10 protein-coding genes are annotated in these 13,578 nt (G+C 73.2%); 9 read left to right on the top strand and 1 reads right to left on the bottom strand.

The features are described from left to right. The first annotated feature begins 151 nt into the window (after positions 1–151). From ACIPLC_RS05490 to ftsY, 6 genes are all read left to right on the top strand, one after another. Entirely contained in the window at positions 152–1,510 is a 1,359-nt protein-coding gene (locus tag ACIPLC_RS05490; RefSeq protein WP_400471339.1) for a hypothetical protein, read from the top strand. Between the two features lie 100 nt (positions 1,511–1,610). Beyond that, positions 1,611–2,144 (top strand): winged helix-turn-helix transcriptional regulator, encoded by a 534-nt coding sequence (locus tag ACIPLC_RS05485; RefSeq protein WP_400471337.1) that lies wholly within the window; start codon positions 1,611–1,613, stop codon positions 2,142–2,144. A gap of 29 nt (positions 2,145–2,173) precedes the next feature. Beyond that, positions 2,174–2,473, top strand: a complete 300-nt coding sequence (locus ACIPLC_RS05480) for an acylphosphatase (protein ID WP_400471335.1) — start codon at positions 2,174–2,176, stop codon at positions 2,471–2,473. Positions 2,474–2,876: 403 nt separating this feature from the next. Further along, the gene (locus tag ACIPLC_RS05475) at positions 2,877–3,080 is read left to right on the top strand and encodes a hypothetical protein (protein WP_063347689.1); all 204 of its coding nucleotides are present in this window, start codon (positions 2,877–2,879) and stop codon (positions 3,078–3,080) included. A gap of 241 nt (positions 3,081–3,321) precedes the next feature. Then, on the top strand, positions 3,322–6,972 hold the full coding sequence (smc, locus tag ACIPLC_RS05470; protein ID WP_400471333.1) for a chromosome segregation protein SMC: 3,651 nt from the start codon (positions 3,322–3,324) through the stop codon (positions 6,970–6,972). A gap of 239 nt (positions 6,973–7,211) precedes the next feature. Further along, entirely contained in the window at positions 7,212–8,486 is a 1,275-nt protein-coding gene (ftsY, locus tag ACIPLC_RS05465) for a signal recognition particle-docking protein FtsY (protein WP_400471331.1), read from the top strand. A gap of 124 nt (positions 8,487–8,610) precedes the next feature. Here ftsY and ACIPLC_RS05460 read toward each other — a convergent pair whose 3' ends face one another. Further along, on the bottom strand, positions 8,611–9,288 hold the full coding sequence (locus ACIPLC_RS05460) for a bifunctional DNA primase/polymerase (RefSeq protein ID WP_400471330.1): 678 nt from the start codon (positions 9,286–9,288) through the stop codon (positions 8,611–8,613). Between the two features lie 605 nt (positions 9,289–9,893). Between ACIPLC_RS05460 and ACIPLC_RS05455 the strand changes: the two genes are divergently transcribed. From ACIPLC_RS05455 to ACIPLC_RS05445, 3 genes are all read left to right on the top strand, one after another. Then, the gene (locus tag ACIPLC_RS05455) at positions 9,894–11,348 is read left to right on the top strand and encodes a hypothetical protein (protein ID WP_400471328.1); all 1,455 of its coding nucleotides are present in this window, start codon (positions 9,894–9,896) and stop codon (positions 11,346–11,348) included. 365 nt (positions 11,349–11,713) lie between these two features. Further along, the gene (locus ACIPLC_RS05450) at positions 11,714–13,189 is read left to right on the top strand and encodes an ammonium transporter (protein ID WP_400471326.1); all 1,476 of its coding nucleotides are present in this window, start codon (positions 11,714–11,716) and stop codon (positions 13,187–13,189) included. After that, entirely contained in the window at positions 13,186–13,524 is a 339-nt protein-coding gene (locus tag ACIPLC_RS05445) for a P-II family nitrogen regulator (protein ID WP_400471324.1), read from the top strand. Before ACIPLC_RS05450 ends, ACIPLC_RS05445 begins: the two co-directional genes overlap by 4 nt. The last annotated feature ends 54 nt before the right edge of the window (positions 13,525–13,578 follow it).

Raw genomic sequence — 13,578 nt, 5'->3', positions numbered from 1 at the left:
AGTTCCCGCGCACCGCCCGCATCAGGGGCGAGTGGGGGAAACATCATCCCCGAGGAGGGGTGCGGCCCCGGCGGTCGGCGGGGAATCTTGTCATTACCAGTATGCGAAGGGTATGCCGTGCCTTGACGCCGGTCGGGGTAGCGTCGGGGGCATGAGAACCCTTGCACGACGTTCCCGGGGCGCCGGGCCGCTTGCCCTGGTGGCGGCGCTGCTAGGGCTGCTGCTCCTGCTGGCGCCGGCGGCCTCGGCCGCGGGCGGGCTGGACGACGCGGCCTCCACCCTGAAGCAGGGCCGGGTCTACGTCGACCCGGCGATGACCAGCCGATTCAGCCAGAGCCAGGCCGACGCCCTGACCGAGAAGATCAAGAAGGCCGACAAGCCGATCTTCGTCGCGGTCGTCCCGGCCAGCGCCGCCTACGGAGCCCAGACCGTCTTCAAGGACCTGCGCACCAAGGTCGGCATCGACGGTGCCTACGCGATCTGGCGCGGTGACCAGTTCGCGGCCAAGGCCGACCGCGGCGCGATGTCGCAGGGCAGCGCCGAGCGCATCGCCGGCGCCGCCTTCCGCTCCCACAACGGCGACATCGACGCCACCCTGAACGAGTTCGTCGACAGCGCCACCCCGCAGGCCAAGGGCACCGGGGTGAACCACAGCACCTCCATCGCCTGGGTGGTCATCCCGGTCGTGCTGCTCGCGCTGGCCGGCGCCGGGGTCTTCCTCCTCTTCCGCCGCGCCAAGAAGCGCAAGGAGGAACAGGCCCGGACCGAGCTGGAGCAGCTGCGCCGCGTGGTCGACGAGGACATCACCGCCTTCGGCGAGGAACTGGACCGGCTCGACTTCACCCCGGGCGCGGCCGGCGCGGACGACACCCAGCGCGCCGACTACACCCACGCCCTGGACTCGTACGAGAAGGCCAAGCGGCTGATGGACGAGGCCAAGCGGCCGGACGACGTCAAGCCGGTCACCGAGGCGCTGGAGGACGGCCGGTTCGCGCTGGCCACCCTGGCCGCCCGGCGGGAGAAGCGCCCGGTGCCCGAGCGCCGTCCCCCGTGCTTCTTCGACCCGCGCCACGGCCCGTCGGTGAAGGACGTCGACTGGGCCCCGGTCGACGGCGCCGCCCGGACCGTCCCGGTCTGCCAGTCCGACGCGGACCGGCTGGCCTCCGGCCTCGACCCGGCCATCCGCACCGTCGAGACCGAGCACGGCCCGCAGCCGTACTGGAACGCCGGCCCGGCCTACGCCCCCTGGGCGGGCGGCTACTTCGGCGGGTTCGGCGGCGGCCTGCTGCCGGGCCTGCTGGTCGGCACCATGCTCGGTTCGATGATCAGCGGCCCGGCCTACGCCGCGGCGCCGATGATGGACCACGGCTACCAGGACCAGCACGAGGGCGGCGACTTCACCGGCGCCGACTTCAACTCCTCCGACTTCAGCGGCGGCTTCAGCGACGGCGGCGGCTTCGGTGGCGGGGACTTCGGCGGCGGGGGCGACTTCGGCGGCGGCGACTGGTGACCCGCTGAGCCCCACCGCCACACCCCTGCGGCCCCGCCGGACCTCCTCCGGCGGGGCCGCAACGGTTTGAGAAGGCAACCCGGTGTGGCAGGCTGGCGCCGTGACCCCCCGCGCCGTGACCCCCGCCACCGAGGCCTCCACCACCGAGGCCGTCCGCGCCCCGGGCGCCGTCCCCGGCCGGCCGTGCTCGATGGCGGCCGCGCTGCAGGTGGTCGGCGAGAAGTGGGCGTTGCTGGCCGTCCGCGAGCTGTTCTACGGCAACCACCGCTTCGACCGGATCGCCCGCAACACCGGCGCGCCCCGGGACCGGCTGACCGCACGGCTGCGGGCCCTGGAGGAGGCGGGCGTGGTCGAGCGGCGCCCGTACAGCGAGCGGCCGCCGCGCTACGAGTACCACCTCACCGAGGCCGGACGGGACCTCGCGCCGCTCGCCCACGCGCTGCGCACCTGGGGCGACCGCTGGCTGCTGCCCGAGTCGCCGGTGACCTTCGAGCACGCGCCCGAGGGGCACGAGCCGCACCCCTTCGATCCGGCCTGGGTCTGCCGCTGCTGCGGCCGGGAGGCCCGCCGCGGCGAACTGCACGCACAGGTCCACACCCCGGGCTGGACGGTCGACGGCCCCGTGGAGCTGTGACCGGCCGGTGCGTTCGTTAGGGTCGGGGCATGCACGGTCGCGACGCCCACAGTGAGGAACCGGTCCGGGTGACCGCCTGGGTCCGGGGGAAGGTCCAGCAGGTCGGGTTCCGCTGGTGGACCAGGGCGCGAGCGCTGGAGACCGGCCTGACCGGCTACGCGAGCAACCTCGGCGACGGCCGGGTGCAGGTGGTCGCCGAGGGACTGGCCGCCGACTGCGAACTGTTGCTGGAGCTGCTGCGCGGCCCGGACACCCCGGGCGAGGTCAGCGGCGTCACCGAGATCTGGACGGCCGTCGGCCCGGGCTACGAGGGCTTCGAGATCCGCTGAGCCCGGCGACACCCGCGCGGGCCGGAAATGATCCGCAACTGTCGGTGTCATGCGGTTGCCATTCGGGCAGACTCGTGGTTGACTCCGCATCGAACGATGATCCACGAGCAGGTGGTGGACCCCAACCCGAGACCCCCAGGCGTGACGACACCGCCAGGCAGGTGACAGGGTCGCGGTAGCGTGCGGTGATCGTGTTGACCCTTTCCGTCTTTGGTGAGACGCTGGAAACCCGCGCACACGACCGCGTTTTCCCGGCAGGCGTCTGCCCTCGTGAGCCCAGCTCACGATGGTTGTGCCGTAAGTGCCCAGCCAGCACTACCGGTGACGCGCCGCGCGTGCGTCCCCCTTCCCCCTAGACCTGTACCGTTCCGGTTCGGTCACTCAGCGTGGAGGACCATTCATCATGGCAAAGGCGCTTCTCGGGTACGTCGGCGGCCCCGACCCGCGAATGCTCTCCGAGATGCGACGGCTTCAGCAGCGCGTTCAGGACCTTGAATCCGAGCTCCTTCGGATGCAGGCCGAGAACGACGCGCTCGCCGCTGTCGCTGACGGGCACTCGCTGCTCAACAGCATTGATCTGGATCAGCGGGAGCCGGCTCTCACCTGAGTCCCGCCCGGTCCTCGCAGATCGACGCCGCTGTGCACTGAGCCGCTCCGAAAGGGACGCAGCTTGCAAGGGACGCCCGGTTGTGGCGTCCCTTCGTCGTGTCCGGACCCGGGACGCATGGCCCACCGGGGATACAGTCGCGGTCAGGGCGTGTTTCACCGTTCCCGCCGGGCACGTGACGCGAATTGTCAGACACGTCCTAGGGCCTGAGGCCCCGGCGAGCGACGAGGAGACCGGCCGCGTGCACCTGAAGAGTCTGACGCTGCGCGGGTTCAAGTCCTTCGCCTCCAGCACCACCCTGCGCTTCGAGCCCGGCATCACCTGCGTGGTCGGCCCGAACGGCTCCGGCAAGTCGAACGTCGTCGACGCGTTGTCCTGGGTGATGGGGGAGCAGGGCGCCAAGTCGCTGCGCGGCGGCAAGATGGAGGACGTCATCTTCGCCGGGACCAGCGGGCGCGCCCCGCTCGGCCGCGCCGAAGTCAGCCTCACCATCGACAACGCCGACGGCGCCCTGCCGATCGACTACTCCGAGGTGACCATCACCCGGACCATGTTCCGCAACGGCGGCAGCGAGTACGCGCTCAACGGTGAGACCTGCCGTCTGCTGGACATCCAGGAACTCCTCTCCGACTCCGGCATCGGCCGCGAGATGCATGTCATCGTCGGCCAGGGCCAGCTGGACTCCGTCCTGCACGCCGACCCGATGGGCCGCCGCGCCTTCATCGAGGAGGCGGCCGGCGTCCTCAAGCACCGCAAGCGCAAGGAGAAGGCGCTGCGGAAGCTGGACGCGATGCAGGTCAACCTCAACCGCGTCCAGGACCTGGTGGCCGAACTGCGCCGCCAGCTCGGACCGCTCGGCCGGCAGGCCAGGATCGCCCGCCGCGCCGCCGGCATCCAGGCCGACCTGCGCGACGCCCGGCTGCGGCTGCTCGCCGACGACCTGCTGACCCTCCGCCAAGCCGTCGAGGCCGAGATCGCCGACGAACTGGCGCTGCGGCTGCGTCGCACCACCGTCGAGCAGGAACTGGCCGGTGTCGTCCAGCGCGAGGCCGTACTGGAGGCGCAGGTCCAGCAACTCGGCCCGGGCCTGGAGGCCGCCCGGCAGACCTGGTACCGGCTCTCCGCGCTCGCCGAGCGCACCCGCGGCACCATCGGGCTGGCCGAGGCCCGGGCCCGGCACGCCACCGCCGGCGGGCAGGCCGAGGAGCGGCGCGGCCGCGATCCCGAGGAACTGGAACGGGAGGCCGCGCGGGTCCGCGAGGACGAGGCCGCGCTCGCCGAGGCGCTGGAGGAGGCGCAGTACGCGCTGGCCGAGGCCGTCGAGCGAAGGAGCGAACTGGAGCGCCGGTTGGCCGCGGAGGAACGCCGGCTGCGGGACGCCGCCCGGGCCATCGCGGACCGCCGGGAGGGCCTGGCCCGGTTGCAGGGGCAGGCCGCGGCCGCCCGCTCCAAGGCGGCCTCCGCCGAAGCCGAGATCGGCCGGCTCGCCGAGGCCAGGGACGAGGCACTGCTGCGGGCCGAGGCCGCCCAGGGTGAGTACGAGGAGCTCCAGCGGCAGGTCGGTGGCCCCGCCGAGGACGACGAGCAGGCCGAGGCCGCCCACCGGCAGGCCCGGGAACGGCTCGCCGCCCTCGAACAGGACCTCGCCGCCGCCCGGGAGGCGGCCGGGGCCGCCGAGCGCGAGCGGGCCGGGCTCAGCGCGCGGCACGAGGCGCTCTCCCTCGGACTGCGCCGCAAGGACGGCACCGGCGCCCTGCTCGACGCGGGGGAGCGGCTGGGCGGACTGCGCGGCCCCGCGGCCGCGCTGCTGCGGATCGCACCCGGGTACGAGGTGCCGGTGGCGGCGGCGCTCGGCGCGGCCGCCGACGCGGTGGCCGTCGACTCGCCCGGCACCGCCGCCGAAGCGCTGCGGCTGCTGCGCGCCGAGGACGCCGGCCGGGCCGCGCTGCTGATCGAAGGCGCCGGCGAACCGTCCACCGCCGTCGGGGAGTTGCCGAACGGAGCCCGTTGGGCGGCCGAACTCGTCGACGGGCCAGCCGGGTTGGTCGGCGCCGCGCGGGGCCTGCTGGCCCGGGTGGCGGTCGTCGACACCCTCGACGAGGCGCTGCGGTTGGTCGCCGACCACCCCGGGCTGACCGCTGTCACCGCCGCCGGGGACCGGCTCGGCGCCGACTTCGCGCACGGCGGCTCCGACGGTGCGCCGAGCCTGCTGGAGACCCAGGCGGCGGTCGACGAGACCGCCCGGGCGATCGCCGAACTCGCCGCCCGCTGCACCGAGTCGGCCGAACGCCTGGCCGAACTCGCCGAACAGCGAAGGGAGTCGGCAGCCGACGTGGAACAACTCGCCGACCAGCGGCGGCAGCAGGAGAAGGAGCGGGCCCAGGTGGCGGGTGCGCTCGGCCGCCTCGGTGGGCAGGCCAGGGCCGCCGCCGGCGAGGCCGGGCGACTGTCCGCCGCCGCCGCGCGGGCCGACCAGGGACTGGCGGAACTGCTCGCCACCGTCGAGGAGTTCGCCGAACGCCTGGCCGCGGCCGAGGACTCGGCCGACGCCGGGGAGGACGAGCCGGACACCGCCGAGCAGCAGCGGTTGGCCGAGGCCGCCGCCGGCTCCCGGCAGGCCGAGCTGGAGGCCAGGCTCGCGGTGCGCACCCACGAGGAGCGGGTCCGCGCGCTCGCCGGCCGGGCGGACCAGCTGGACCGGGCCGCCCACGCCGAGCGCGAGGCGCGCGCCCGGGCCGCCGAGCGCCGCCGGCGCGCCGAGCACGACGCCGGGGTGGCGAACGCCGTCGCGGCGGGCGCCCGGCAGCTGCTGGCCTGCCTGGAGGTGTCGCTGGCCCGCGCGGACGCCGGGCGGGCGGCGGTCGAGCAGGCGCGCGCCGAGCGCGAGACCGAACTGCGGGCGCACCGCGAGCACGGTCGCGGCCTCAAGGAGGAACTGGACAAGCTGGTCGACGCCGGCCACCGGGACGAGGTGCTGCGGGCCGAGAAGCGGCTGCGGATCGAACAACTGGAGGCCCGGGCGCTGGAGGAGTTCGGCATCGACGGCGGCGAACTGCTCGCCACCTACGGACCGGACCGGCCCGTCCCGCCGTCGACCCCGGACGAAGGACAGGAGCCGGGCGAGCCGCGCCCGTACGACCGGGCCGAGCAGGAGAAGCGGCTCAGGGCGGCGGAGAAGGCGTACCAGCAGCTGGGCAAGGTCAACCCGCTGGCGCTGGAGGAGTTCACGGCGCTGGAGGAGCGCCACCAGTTCCTCGGGGAGCAACTGGACGACCTCAAGCGCAGCCGGCGCGACCTGCTGGACATCGTCCGGGAGGTGGACGAGCGGGTCGAGCAGCTGTTCACCTCGGCGTACCACGACACCGCCGCCCAGTTCGAGGGAGTCTTCGCCCGGCTGTTCCCCGGCGGCGAGGGGCGGCTGGTGCTGACCGACCCCGACCACATGCTCACCACCGGCGTCGAGGTGGAGGCCCGCCCGCCGGGCAAGAAGGTCAAGCGGCTGTCGCTGCTGTCCGGCGGCGAGCGCTCGCTGACCGCGGTGGCGCTGCTGGTGGCGATCTTCAAGGCCAGGCCCAGCCCGTTCTACGTGATGGACGAGGTGGAGGCGGCGCTCGACGAGACCAACCTGCGCCGACTGGTCGGGATCATGGAGGAGCTGCGGGAGAGCTCCCAGCTGATCGTGATCACCCACCAGAAGCTGACCATGGAGTCCGCGGACGCCCTCTACGGCGTGACCATGAAGGGCGACGGCATCTCGCAGGTGATCAGCCAGCGGCTGCGCGCGGGGGCACCTCCCGGCCGCCGGGCCGGGGGAGAGCACCGGGAGCGAAGGACACGCCCGCTGCCTCCTCGACAGCGCGAGGAGGCGGTTGCCTCCGGGCCGGCGGACTGATCCGTCGGCCTGGCCGGGGCAGATGCTCCCGGACGCTCCGATCACGGATACTGGAGCGGTTGTGACTCCTCCCCCTCGCTCGCGAGGGGGCTTCTCGTTCAGCCGTTTGACGACCTCATGACGGCCAAGCCCTGACCGGTGCCGCACGGCACAGCGGTCAGCGTGAGGGAGGCGGCGACGCTCCGAGCGTCGGTGACCGAAGGATCACTCTGTCGTGGGATCCCGAGAAGGAGATTTATGTGGAATACGTGATCCTTGCCGTAGTCATCGCCGTGGTCGCCGTCGGCGCGATCGCCGGCCTCGTCGTCTCCGGCAGGCGACGCCAGCAGTTGCCCCCGAAGTCGCAGGCGCCGGTCATCACGGCGCCGCCGACCACCCCGCAGGAACCCCAGATCGGTGAGGAGGCCGCGCCGCCGACCGAGGAGCGTCGCCGCACCGTCGAGGAGGTGCAGCTCCCCGAGACCGAGGCCCTGGCCGAAGCCCCGGCCGAAGCCCCGACCGCGGCCCCGACCGCGGCCCCGACCGCGGCCCCGACCGAGGTCGAGGTCGAGGCCGCCGAGGCCGGGACGGCGCCCGCCGTCGAGGTCCCCGAGCCCACCGCGGGCCGGCTGGTCCGGCTGCGCTCCCGGCTCTCCCGCTCGCAGAACTCGCTCGGCAAGGGCCTGCTCTCGCTGCTCTCCCGCGAGCACCTGGACGAGGACACCTGGGAGGAGATCGAGGAGACCCTGCTGACCGCCGACGTCGGCGTGACCCCCACCCAGGAGCTGGTCGAGCGGCTGCGCACCCGGGTGAAGGTGCTCGGCACCCGGACGCCCGACGACCTGCGCGCGCTGCTGCGCGAGGAACTGGTCGAGCTGATCGGCAAGGACGCCGACCGCACCGTCCGCTCCACCAAGCACGCGGAGGGCCCGGCCGTGGTCCTGGTGGTCGGCGTCAACGGCGTCGGCAAGACCACCACCACCGGCAAGCTCGCCCGTGTCCTGGTCGCCGACGGCCGCAAGGTGGTGCTCGGCGCCGCCGACACCTTCCGCGCGGCGGCCGCCGACCAGTTGCAGACCTGGGGCGAGCGGGTCGGTGCGCGCACCGTGCGCGGCCCGGAGGGCGGGGACCCGGCCTCGATCGCCTTCGACGCGGTCAAGGAGGGCATCGCCGAGGGCGCCGACACCGTACTGGTGGACACCGCCGGCCGGCTGCACACCAAGACCGGCCTGATGGACGAGCTGGGCAAGGTCAAGCGGGTCGTCGAGAAGCACGGTCCGGTGGACGAGGTGCTGCTGGTGCTGGACGCCACCACCGGCCAGAACGGCCTGATCCAGGCCCGGGTGTTCGCCGAGGTGGTCGACATCACCGGCATCGTGCTGACCAAGCTGGACGGCACCGCCAAGGGCGGCATCGTGGTCGCGGTCCAGCGCGAGCTGGGCGTGCCGGTCAAGCTGGTCGGCCTGGGCGAGGGCGCGGACGACCTGGCGCCGTTCGAGCCGGGCGCGTTCGTGGACGCGCTGATCGGGGACTGAAAGCCCCGTACGCACGAAGGGTCCGCTCCGCGAGGGGCGGGCCCTTTCGCGTTGCCGCCCGGAGCCGGAGGGGCTCGCGTCGAGCGGGAGGGGCGCGCTGAGCGGGAGGGGCGCGCGCCGAAGCCTACGAGGCGAGCCAGGCGGGTTCGGCGGTGCGCTCGCGGCCGCGGTGGCAGGCGTAGGCGAGGGTGCCGAGCAGCAGCCGGGCCTCGGGCGGGCAGCCGGCGTTGTCGCGGGTGGGGCGGCGAAGCCAGCGGACCGGGCCGAGCGCGCCGAGCACGGTGGGCGGGGCGGCGACGTAGCTGCCCTCGCCGTGGCAGGTGAGGTCGAGCGCGGCGTCGTCCCAGCCCATCCGGTAGAGCAGGTCGGGCAGTCGGCGGGCGGCGCCGGCGGCGACCAGGAACTGCAGCCGGCCGGTGGGTGCGGCGAGCACCGGGCCGACCTGGGTGCCCATCCGCTCCAGCCGGACCAGCGCCTGCAGGCCGGCCTGCTCGGGGACGTCCAGGACGTCGAAGGCGCGGCCGGTGGGGAACAGCACCGAGCCCTCGGCGCCCGTGTCCCGGGACCGGTCCTCGTCGCCCGGTACGGGGTGCAGGCCGGGCGCGGCGCAGCGGGCGGAGCCGCAGGGACAGCGGGTCGGGGCGGTGGCGGAGCCGGCCGGGGCGCCGGTGGCGACCGTCCAGCCCCAGCGGCCGGTGTACTCCGCGGCGGCTTGGGACGCGGTGACCTTGGTGCGGCGGCGCGCGCCCAACGGTGCCAACCGCAGGTGCCCCAGTCGAAGTTCGCCGAACAGGTTGTCCATGCCTCCCCCAACAGGTTCCCGTAGCCGATGGTTACGGGATGGTGACTGTGTGTTGATTGTCCGTTGCGTGGTGCGGTGTGCGGTGGCGGCGTGCAGCGCCCGGTGTGCGCCTGTCGCGCTGGTGCGCCTCGGGCGCCGCCTTGTGGCTGGCGGCACCGATGCCGGATCGTGGGGTGGGCGAGGCGGCCGCCGATCAGGGTGGGCGGCGAACTCGCCTGTGACTGCGGTGGGTTGCCGGGTCTGCCGGGTTTCGCCAGAGGTCTTGGCGGCCCGCATATGCCCGGGCCGTCGGACTACCTAGTGAAGCGCGTGGACCGTGGCTTCGGTTCACTCGTGGGGGTGGCGAAAGGTGGCGTTTCGCCAGGGCCGCTCCCATGGGCGCCGCGCGGGGCATTACGTTCAGCACACGGACGTCATCGTGGAATCGACTCCGGTCCGCCGGGGCGCGGGAGTTGGGGATCTGACGGTCAGTCCGCAACGATGGCACGCCAGTGCGAGAGCGTGGTACGGCGACACCTCAGGCACGGCACGTCTGGCAAGGGCCCGCAACCGTCGGGCGTCACGATCGGGGGCCCCGAAGGGGCCGGGCGGGATGGGACGTTCCCATGGCAGAGAAGCAACCCAACGAGAAGCTGACCACCTGGTTCGCCCGCAGCGGCTGGTCCAAGGGCGAGTTGGCCCGTCAGGTCAACCGTCGGGCCCGGCAGATCGGCGCCCACCACGTGTCCACCGACACCTCGCGGGTGCGCCGATGGCTCGACGGCGAGCAGCCCCGCGAGCCGATTCCCAAGATCATGTCGGAGCTCTTCTCCGAGCGCTTCGGCTCGGTGGTCTCGATCGAGGACCTCGGCCTGCGCGCCGCGATCCCGGTCTCCACCGTGGGCGGCGGCGTCGACCTGCCGTGGAGCGCGCCGCAGACCGTCCAGCTGATCAGCGACTACTCCCGCAGCGACCTGATGCTCAACCGCCGGGGCTTCCTCGGCACCTCGCTCGCGCTGACCGCCGGCGCCGCGCTGATCGAGCCGATGCAGCGCTGGCTCACCCCCGGCCCGACCGGCACCCCCACCCCGATCCTCGCCGCGGCCAACGGCGGTGACCCGTTCACCGGCCGGTTGTCCGAGCCCGAGCTCGAACTGCTGGAGCAGACCACGGTCATGTTCCGGCAGTGGGACGCGCAGAACGGCGGCGGGCTGCGCCGCAAGGCCGTCGTCGGCCAGCTCCACGAGGTCACCGACCTGCTCCAGGAGACGTACAACGAGAACACCACCCGGCGGCTGTTCCGGCTCACCGCCGAACTCGCCCACCTGGCCGGGTGGATGTCGTACGACGTCGGGATGCACCCGAGCGCGCAGAAGTACTACGTGCTGGCCCTGCACGCCGCCAAGGAGGCCGGGGATCGCCCGTTCGGCGCACTCATCCTCACCGACATGAGCCGCCAGATGATCCACCTCAACCGGGGCGAGGACGCCCTGGAACTCATCCACCTGGCGCAGTACGGCAGCCGCGACACCGCCAGCGCGCGCCAGCAGTCCCTGCTGTACGCGATGGAGGCGCGCGCCTACGCCACCATCGGCGAGGTGAACCGCTGCGCCCGGGCCGTCCGGCTGTCCGAGGACACCTTCACCGACATCCGCGAGGGGGACGAGGAGCCGGACTGGCTGAAGTTCTTCTCGCCGGCCGAGCTGAACGCCGAGAACGCGCACTCCTTCCGCGACCTCGCGTACCACTCCGACAACGCCCAGCTGTACGCCTCGATGTCCGCGCCGGTGATGGAGCGCGCCGTCGACCTGTTCCGCCAGGACGGCGACCACGTGCGCTCGTACGCCTTCAACCTGATCGGCATGGCCAGCGTCCACCTGTTGCAGCGGGAGGCCGAGCAGGCCGCGGTGATGGCCGAGCAGGCGGTGGACATCGCCACCAAGGTGCGCTCGGAGCGGCTGAACTCCCGGGTCCGCAAGACCACCGAGGCCGCGGCCGCCCGGTTCAAGGGCGTGGACGCGGTGAGCCGGCTCAAGGAGCGCGTCGTCCAGGACATCCCCGAGTACGTCTCGGTGGTCTGAGCACCCCGAGCCCGTGGGCCGGGGACCCGGCCCCGAGCACCCCGCCGACCGTGACGGCCGCCGTCGCCACGGTCGGCGGCCGTCATGCCACCGGCCGTCCCGTGCGGCGGCACGGTAACCCGTCCGGCCTAGGGCGTGTTCCATCGTTCCCGCCCGGCGCGAATGATGGAACACGCCCCAGCGGCACGGCCGTCGTTCACGCAGGTGTAACCCGGGCGTCGCACGCGTCACGGCCGCGAAACAACGAGCCGCACTGGCCGAAACCAGCCTTCGGCACTCTCCTCTTCATCTTCATCGCCGACGCCCCGGGTGGCACGGGACGGGTAACCCGGGTTTTGATCGGCTTCCACGCAGAGGAGACGCCGATGCCGGACGGCTTCAGCGCGGGCGACACCGCCTTCGTGCTCATCAGTGCGGCCCTGGTCATGGTGATGACCCCGGGCCTGGCCTTCTTCTACGGGGGCATGGTCAGGGCCAAGAGCACACTGAACATGCTGGCGATGAGCTTCCTCTCGCTCGGCATCGTCAGCGTGCTCTGGGTCCTCTACGGGTACTCGCTCAGCTTCGGGCCCGACTCCTTCGCCGGTCTGATCGGCAACCTGGACTTCCTTGGGATGCGCGGCATCGGCCTGAACGACCTCACCGGGACCATCCCGGTCACCGCGTTCGCCACCTTCCAGCTGATGTTCGCGATCATCACCCCGGCGCTGATCAGCGGCGCCGTCGCGGACCGGGCCAAGTTCGGTGCCTGGGGCCTGTTCATCGCGCTCTGGGTGACCGTCGTCTACTTCCCGGTCGCGCACTGGGTGTTCTTCTTCGACGGCGGTCACGGCGGCTGGCTGGGCGACCGCAACGGCGTGATCGACTTCGCCGGCGGCACGGCCGTGCACATCAACGCGGGCGTGGCCGGCCTCGCGCTCTGCCTGGTGCTGGGCAAGCGGGTCGGCTTCAAGAAGGACCCGATGCGCCCGCACAGCCTGCCGCTGGTGATGCTCGGCTCCGGGCTGCTGTGGTTCGGCTGGTTCGGCTTCAACGCGGGCTCGGCGCTGGCCGCCAACGGCGTCGCCGCGATGGCGATGGTCAACACCCAGGTCGCCACCGGCGCGGCGCTGGTCGGCTGGCTGGTCTACGAGAAGCTCAGGCACGGCGCGTTCACCACGCTGGGCGCCGCCTCCGGCGCGGTGGCCGGCCTGGTCGCGATCACCCCGGCCTGCGGCTCGGTCAGCCCGCTGGGCGCGGTGGCGATCGGCCTGATCGCCGGCGCGGTCTGCGCCGCCGCGGTCAGTCTCAAGTACCGCCTCGGCTTCGACGACTCGCTCGACGTGGTCGGCGTGCACGCGGTGGGCGGCGCGATCGGCTCGCTGCTGATCGGCCTGTTCGCCACCGGCGGGGTCGGCCAGACCGCCAAGGGCCTGTTCTACGGCGGCGGGCCGGCGCAGCTCGGCAAGCAGGCGATGGGCGTGGCCGTGGTCGCGGCGTACTCCTTCGTCCTCTCCTGGCTGCTGGCGAAGGCGATCGACAGGACGGTCGGTTTCCGGGTCGCCGAGGAGGTCGAGGTGGCTGGCATCGACCAGGCCGAACACGCCGAATCCGCCTACGATTTCAGCGCGGTGGGCGCGGGCCTGGCGCGGGCCCTGCCGGGCCTGGTCGGCGCCGCCGCGGCCGCGAGGTCGGCGGAGCAGCCCGTCGCCGGGAAGGCCGTCGCCGGGAAGGCCGCCGCCGAGAAGGCCGTCGAGCCCGCCGCCACGGGCGCCGAGAAGGCCGTCGAGCCCGCTGCCAAGGCCGCTGAGAAGCCCGCCGACAAGACCACCGCCGAGAAGACCGAGGTCGACGCCCGATGAAGCTCATCACCGCCGTGATCAAGCCGTACCGCCTGGACGAGGTGAAAGCCGCCCTGCAGGACTTCGGGGTGCACGGCCTGACCGTCACCGAGGCCAGCGGCTACGGCCGCCAGCGCGGCCACACCGAGGTCTACCGGGGCGCCGAGTACACCGTGGACCTGGTGCCCAAGATCAGAATCGAGGTGCTGGTCGAGGACGAGGACGCCTACGAGCTGATCGAGGTCCTGGTGAAGGCCGCCCGGACCGGCAAGATCGGCGACGGCAAGGTGTGGAGCATCCCGGTCGACGCCGTCGTACGGGTCCGCACCGGCGAGCGCGGCCCCGACGCCCTCTGAGGGCCCTCCCACCACAGGTCGCGCCGCGGGCGGGCCCGTGCTCCCCACGGGGTC

Origin of the sequence: Kitasatospora sp. NPDC086801 (assembly GCF_044745805.1) — a bacterium.
Classification (GTDB): domain Bacteria; phylum Actinomycetota; class Actinomycetes; order Streptomycetales; family Streptomycetaceae; genus Kitasatospora.
The sequence above is the reverse complement of the archived record's forward strand: the minus strand, read 5'-3'. Positions and strand labels throughout refer to the sequence as shown.

What these genes read in the sequence shown, in the direction of transcription:
- ACIPLC_RS05460 (WP_400471330.1), bottom strand. Translation starts at nt 9,288, where the DNA reads ATGGACAACCTGTTCGGCGAACTTCGACTGGGGCACCTGCGGTTGGCA.
- ACIPLC_RS05445 (WP_400471324.1), top strand. Translation starts at nt 13,186, where the DNA reads ATGAAGCTCATCACCGCCGTGATCAAGCCGTACCGCCTGGACGAGGTG.
- ACIPLC_RS05450 (WP_400471326.1), top strand. Translation starts at nt 11,714, where the DNA reads ATGCCGGACGGCTTCAGCGCGGGCGACACCGCCTTCGTGCTCATCAGT.
- ACIPLC_RS05490 (WP_400471339.1), top strand. Translation starts at nt 152, where the DNA reads ATGAGAACCCTTGCACGACGTTCCCGGGGCGCCGGGCCGCTTGCCCTG.
- ACIPLC_RS05480 (WP_400471335.1), top strand. Translation starts at nt 2,174, where the DNA reads ATGCACGGTCGCGACGCCCACAGTGAGGAACCGGTCCGGGTGACCGCC.
- ACIPLC_RS05455 (WP_400471328.1), top strand. Translation starts at nt 9,894, where the DNA reads ATGGCAGAGAAGCAACCCAACGAGAAGCTGACCACCTGGTTCGCCCGC.
- ACIPLC_RS05475 (WP_063347689.1), top strand. Translation starts at nt 2,877, where the DNA reads ATGGCAAAGGCGCTTCTCGGGTACGTCGGCGGCCCCGACCCGCGAATG.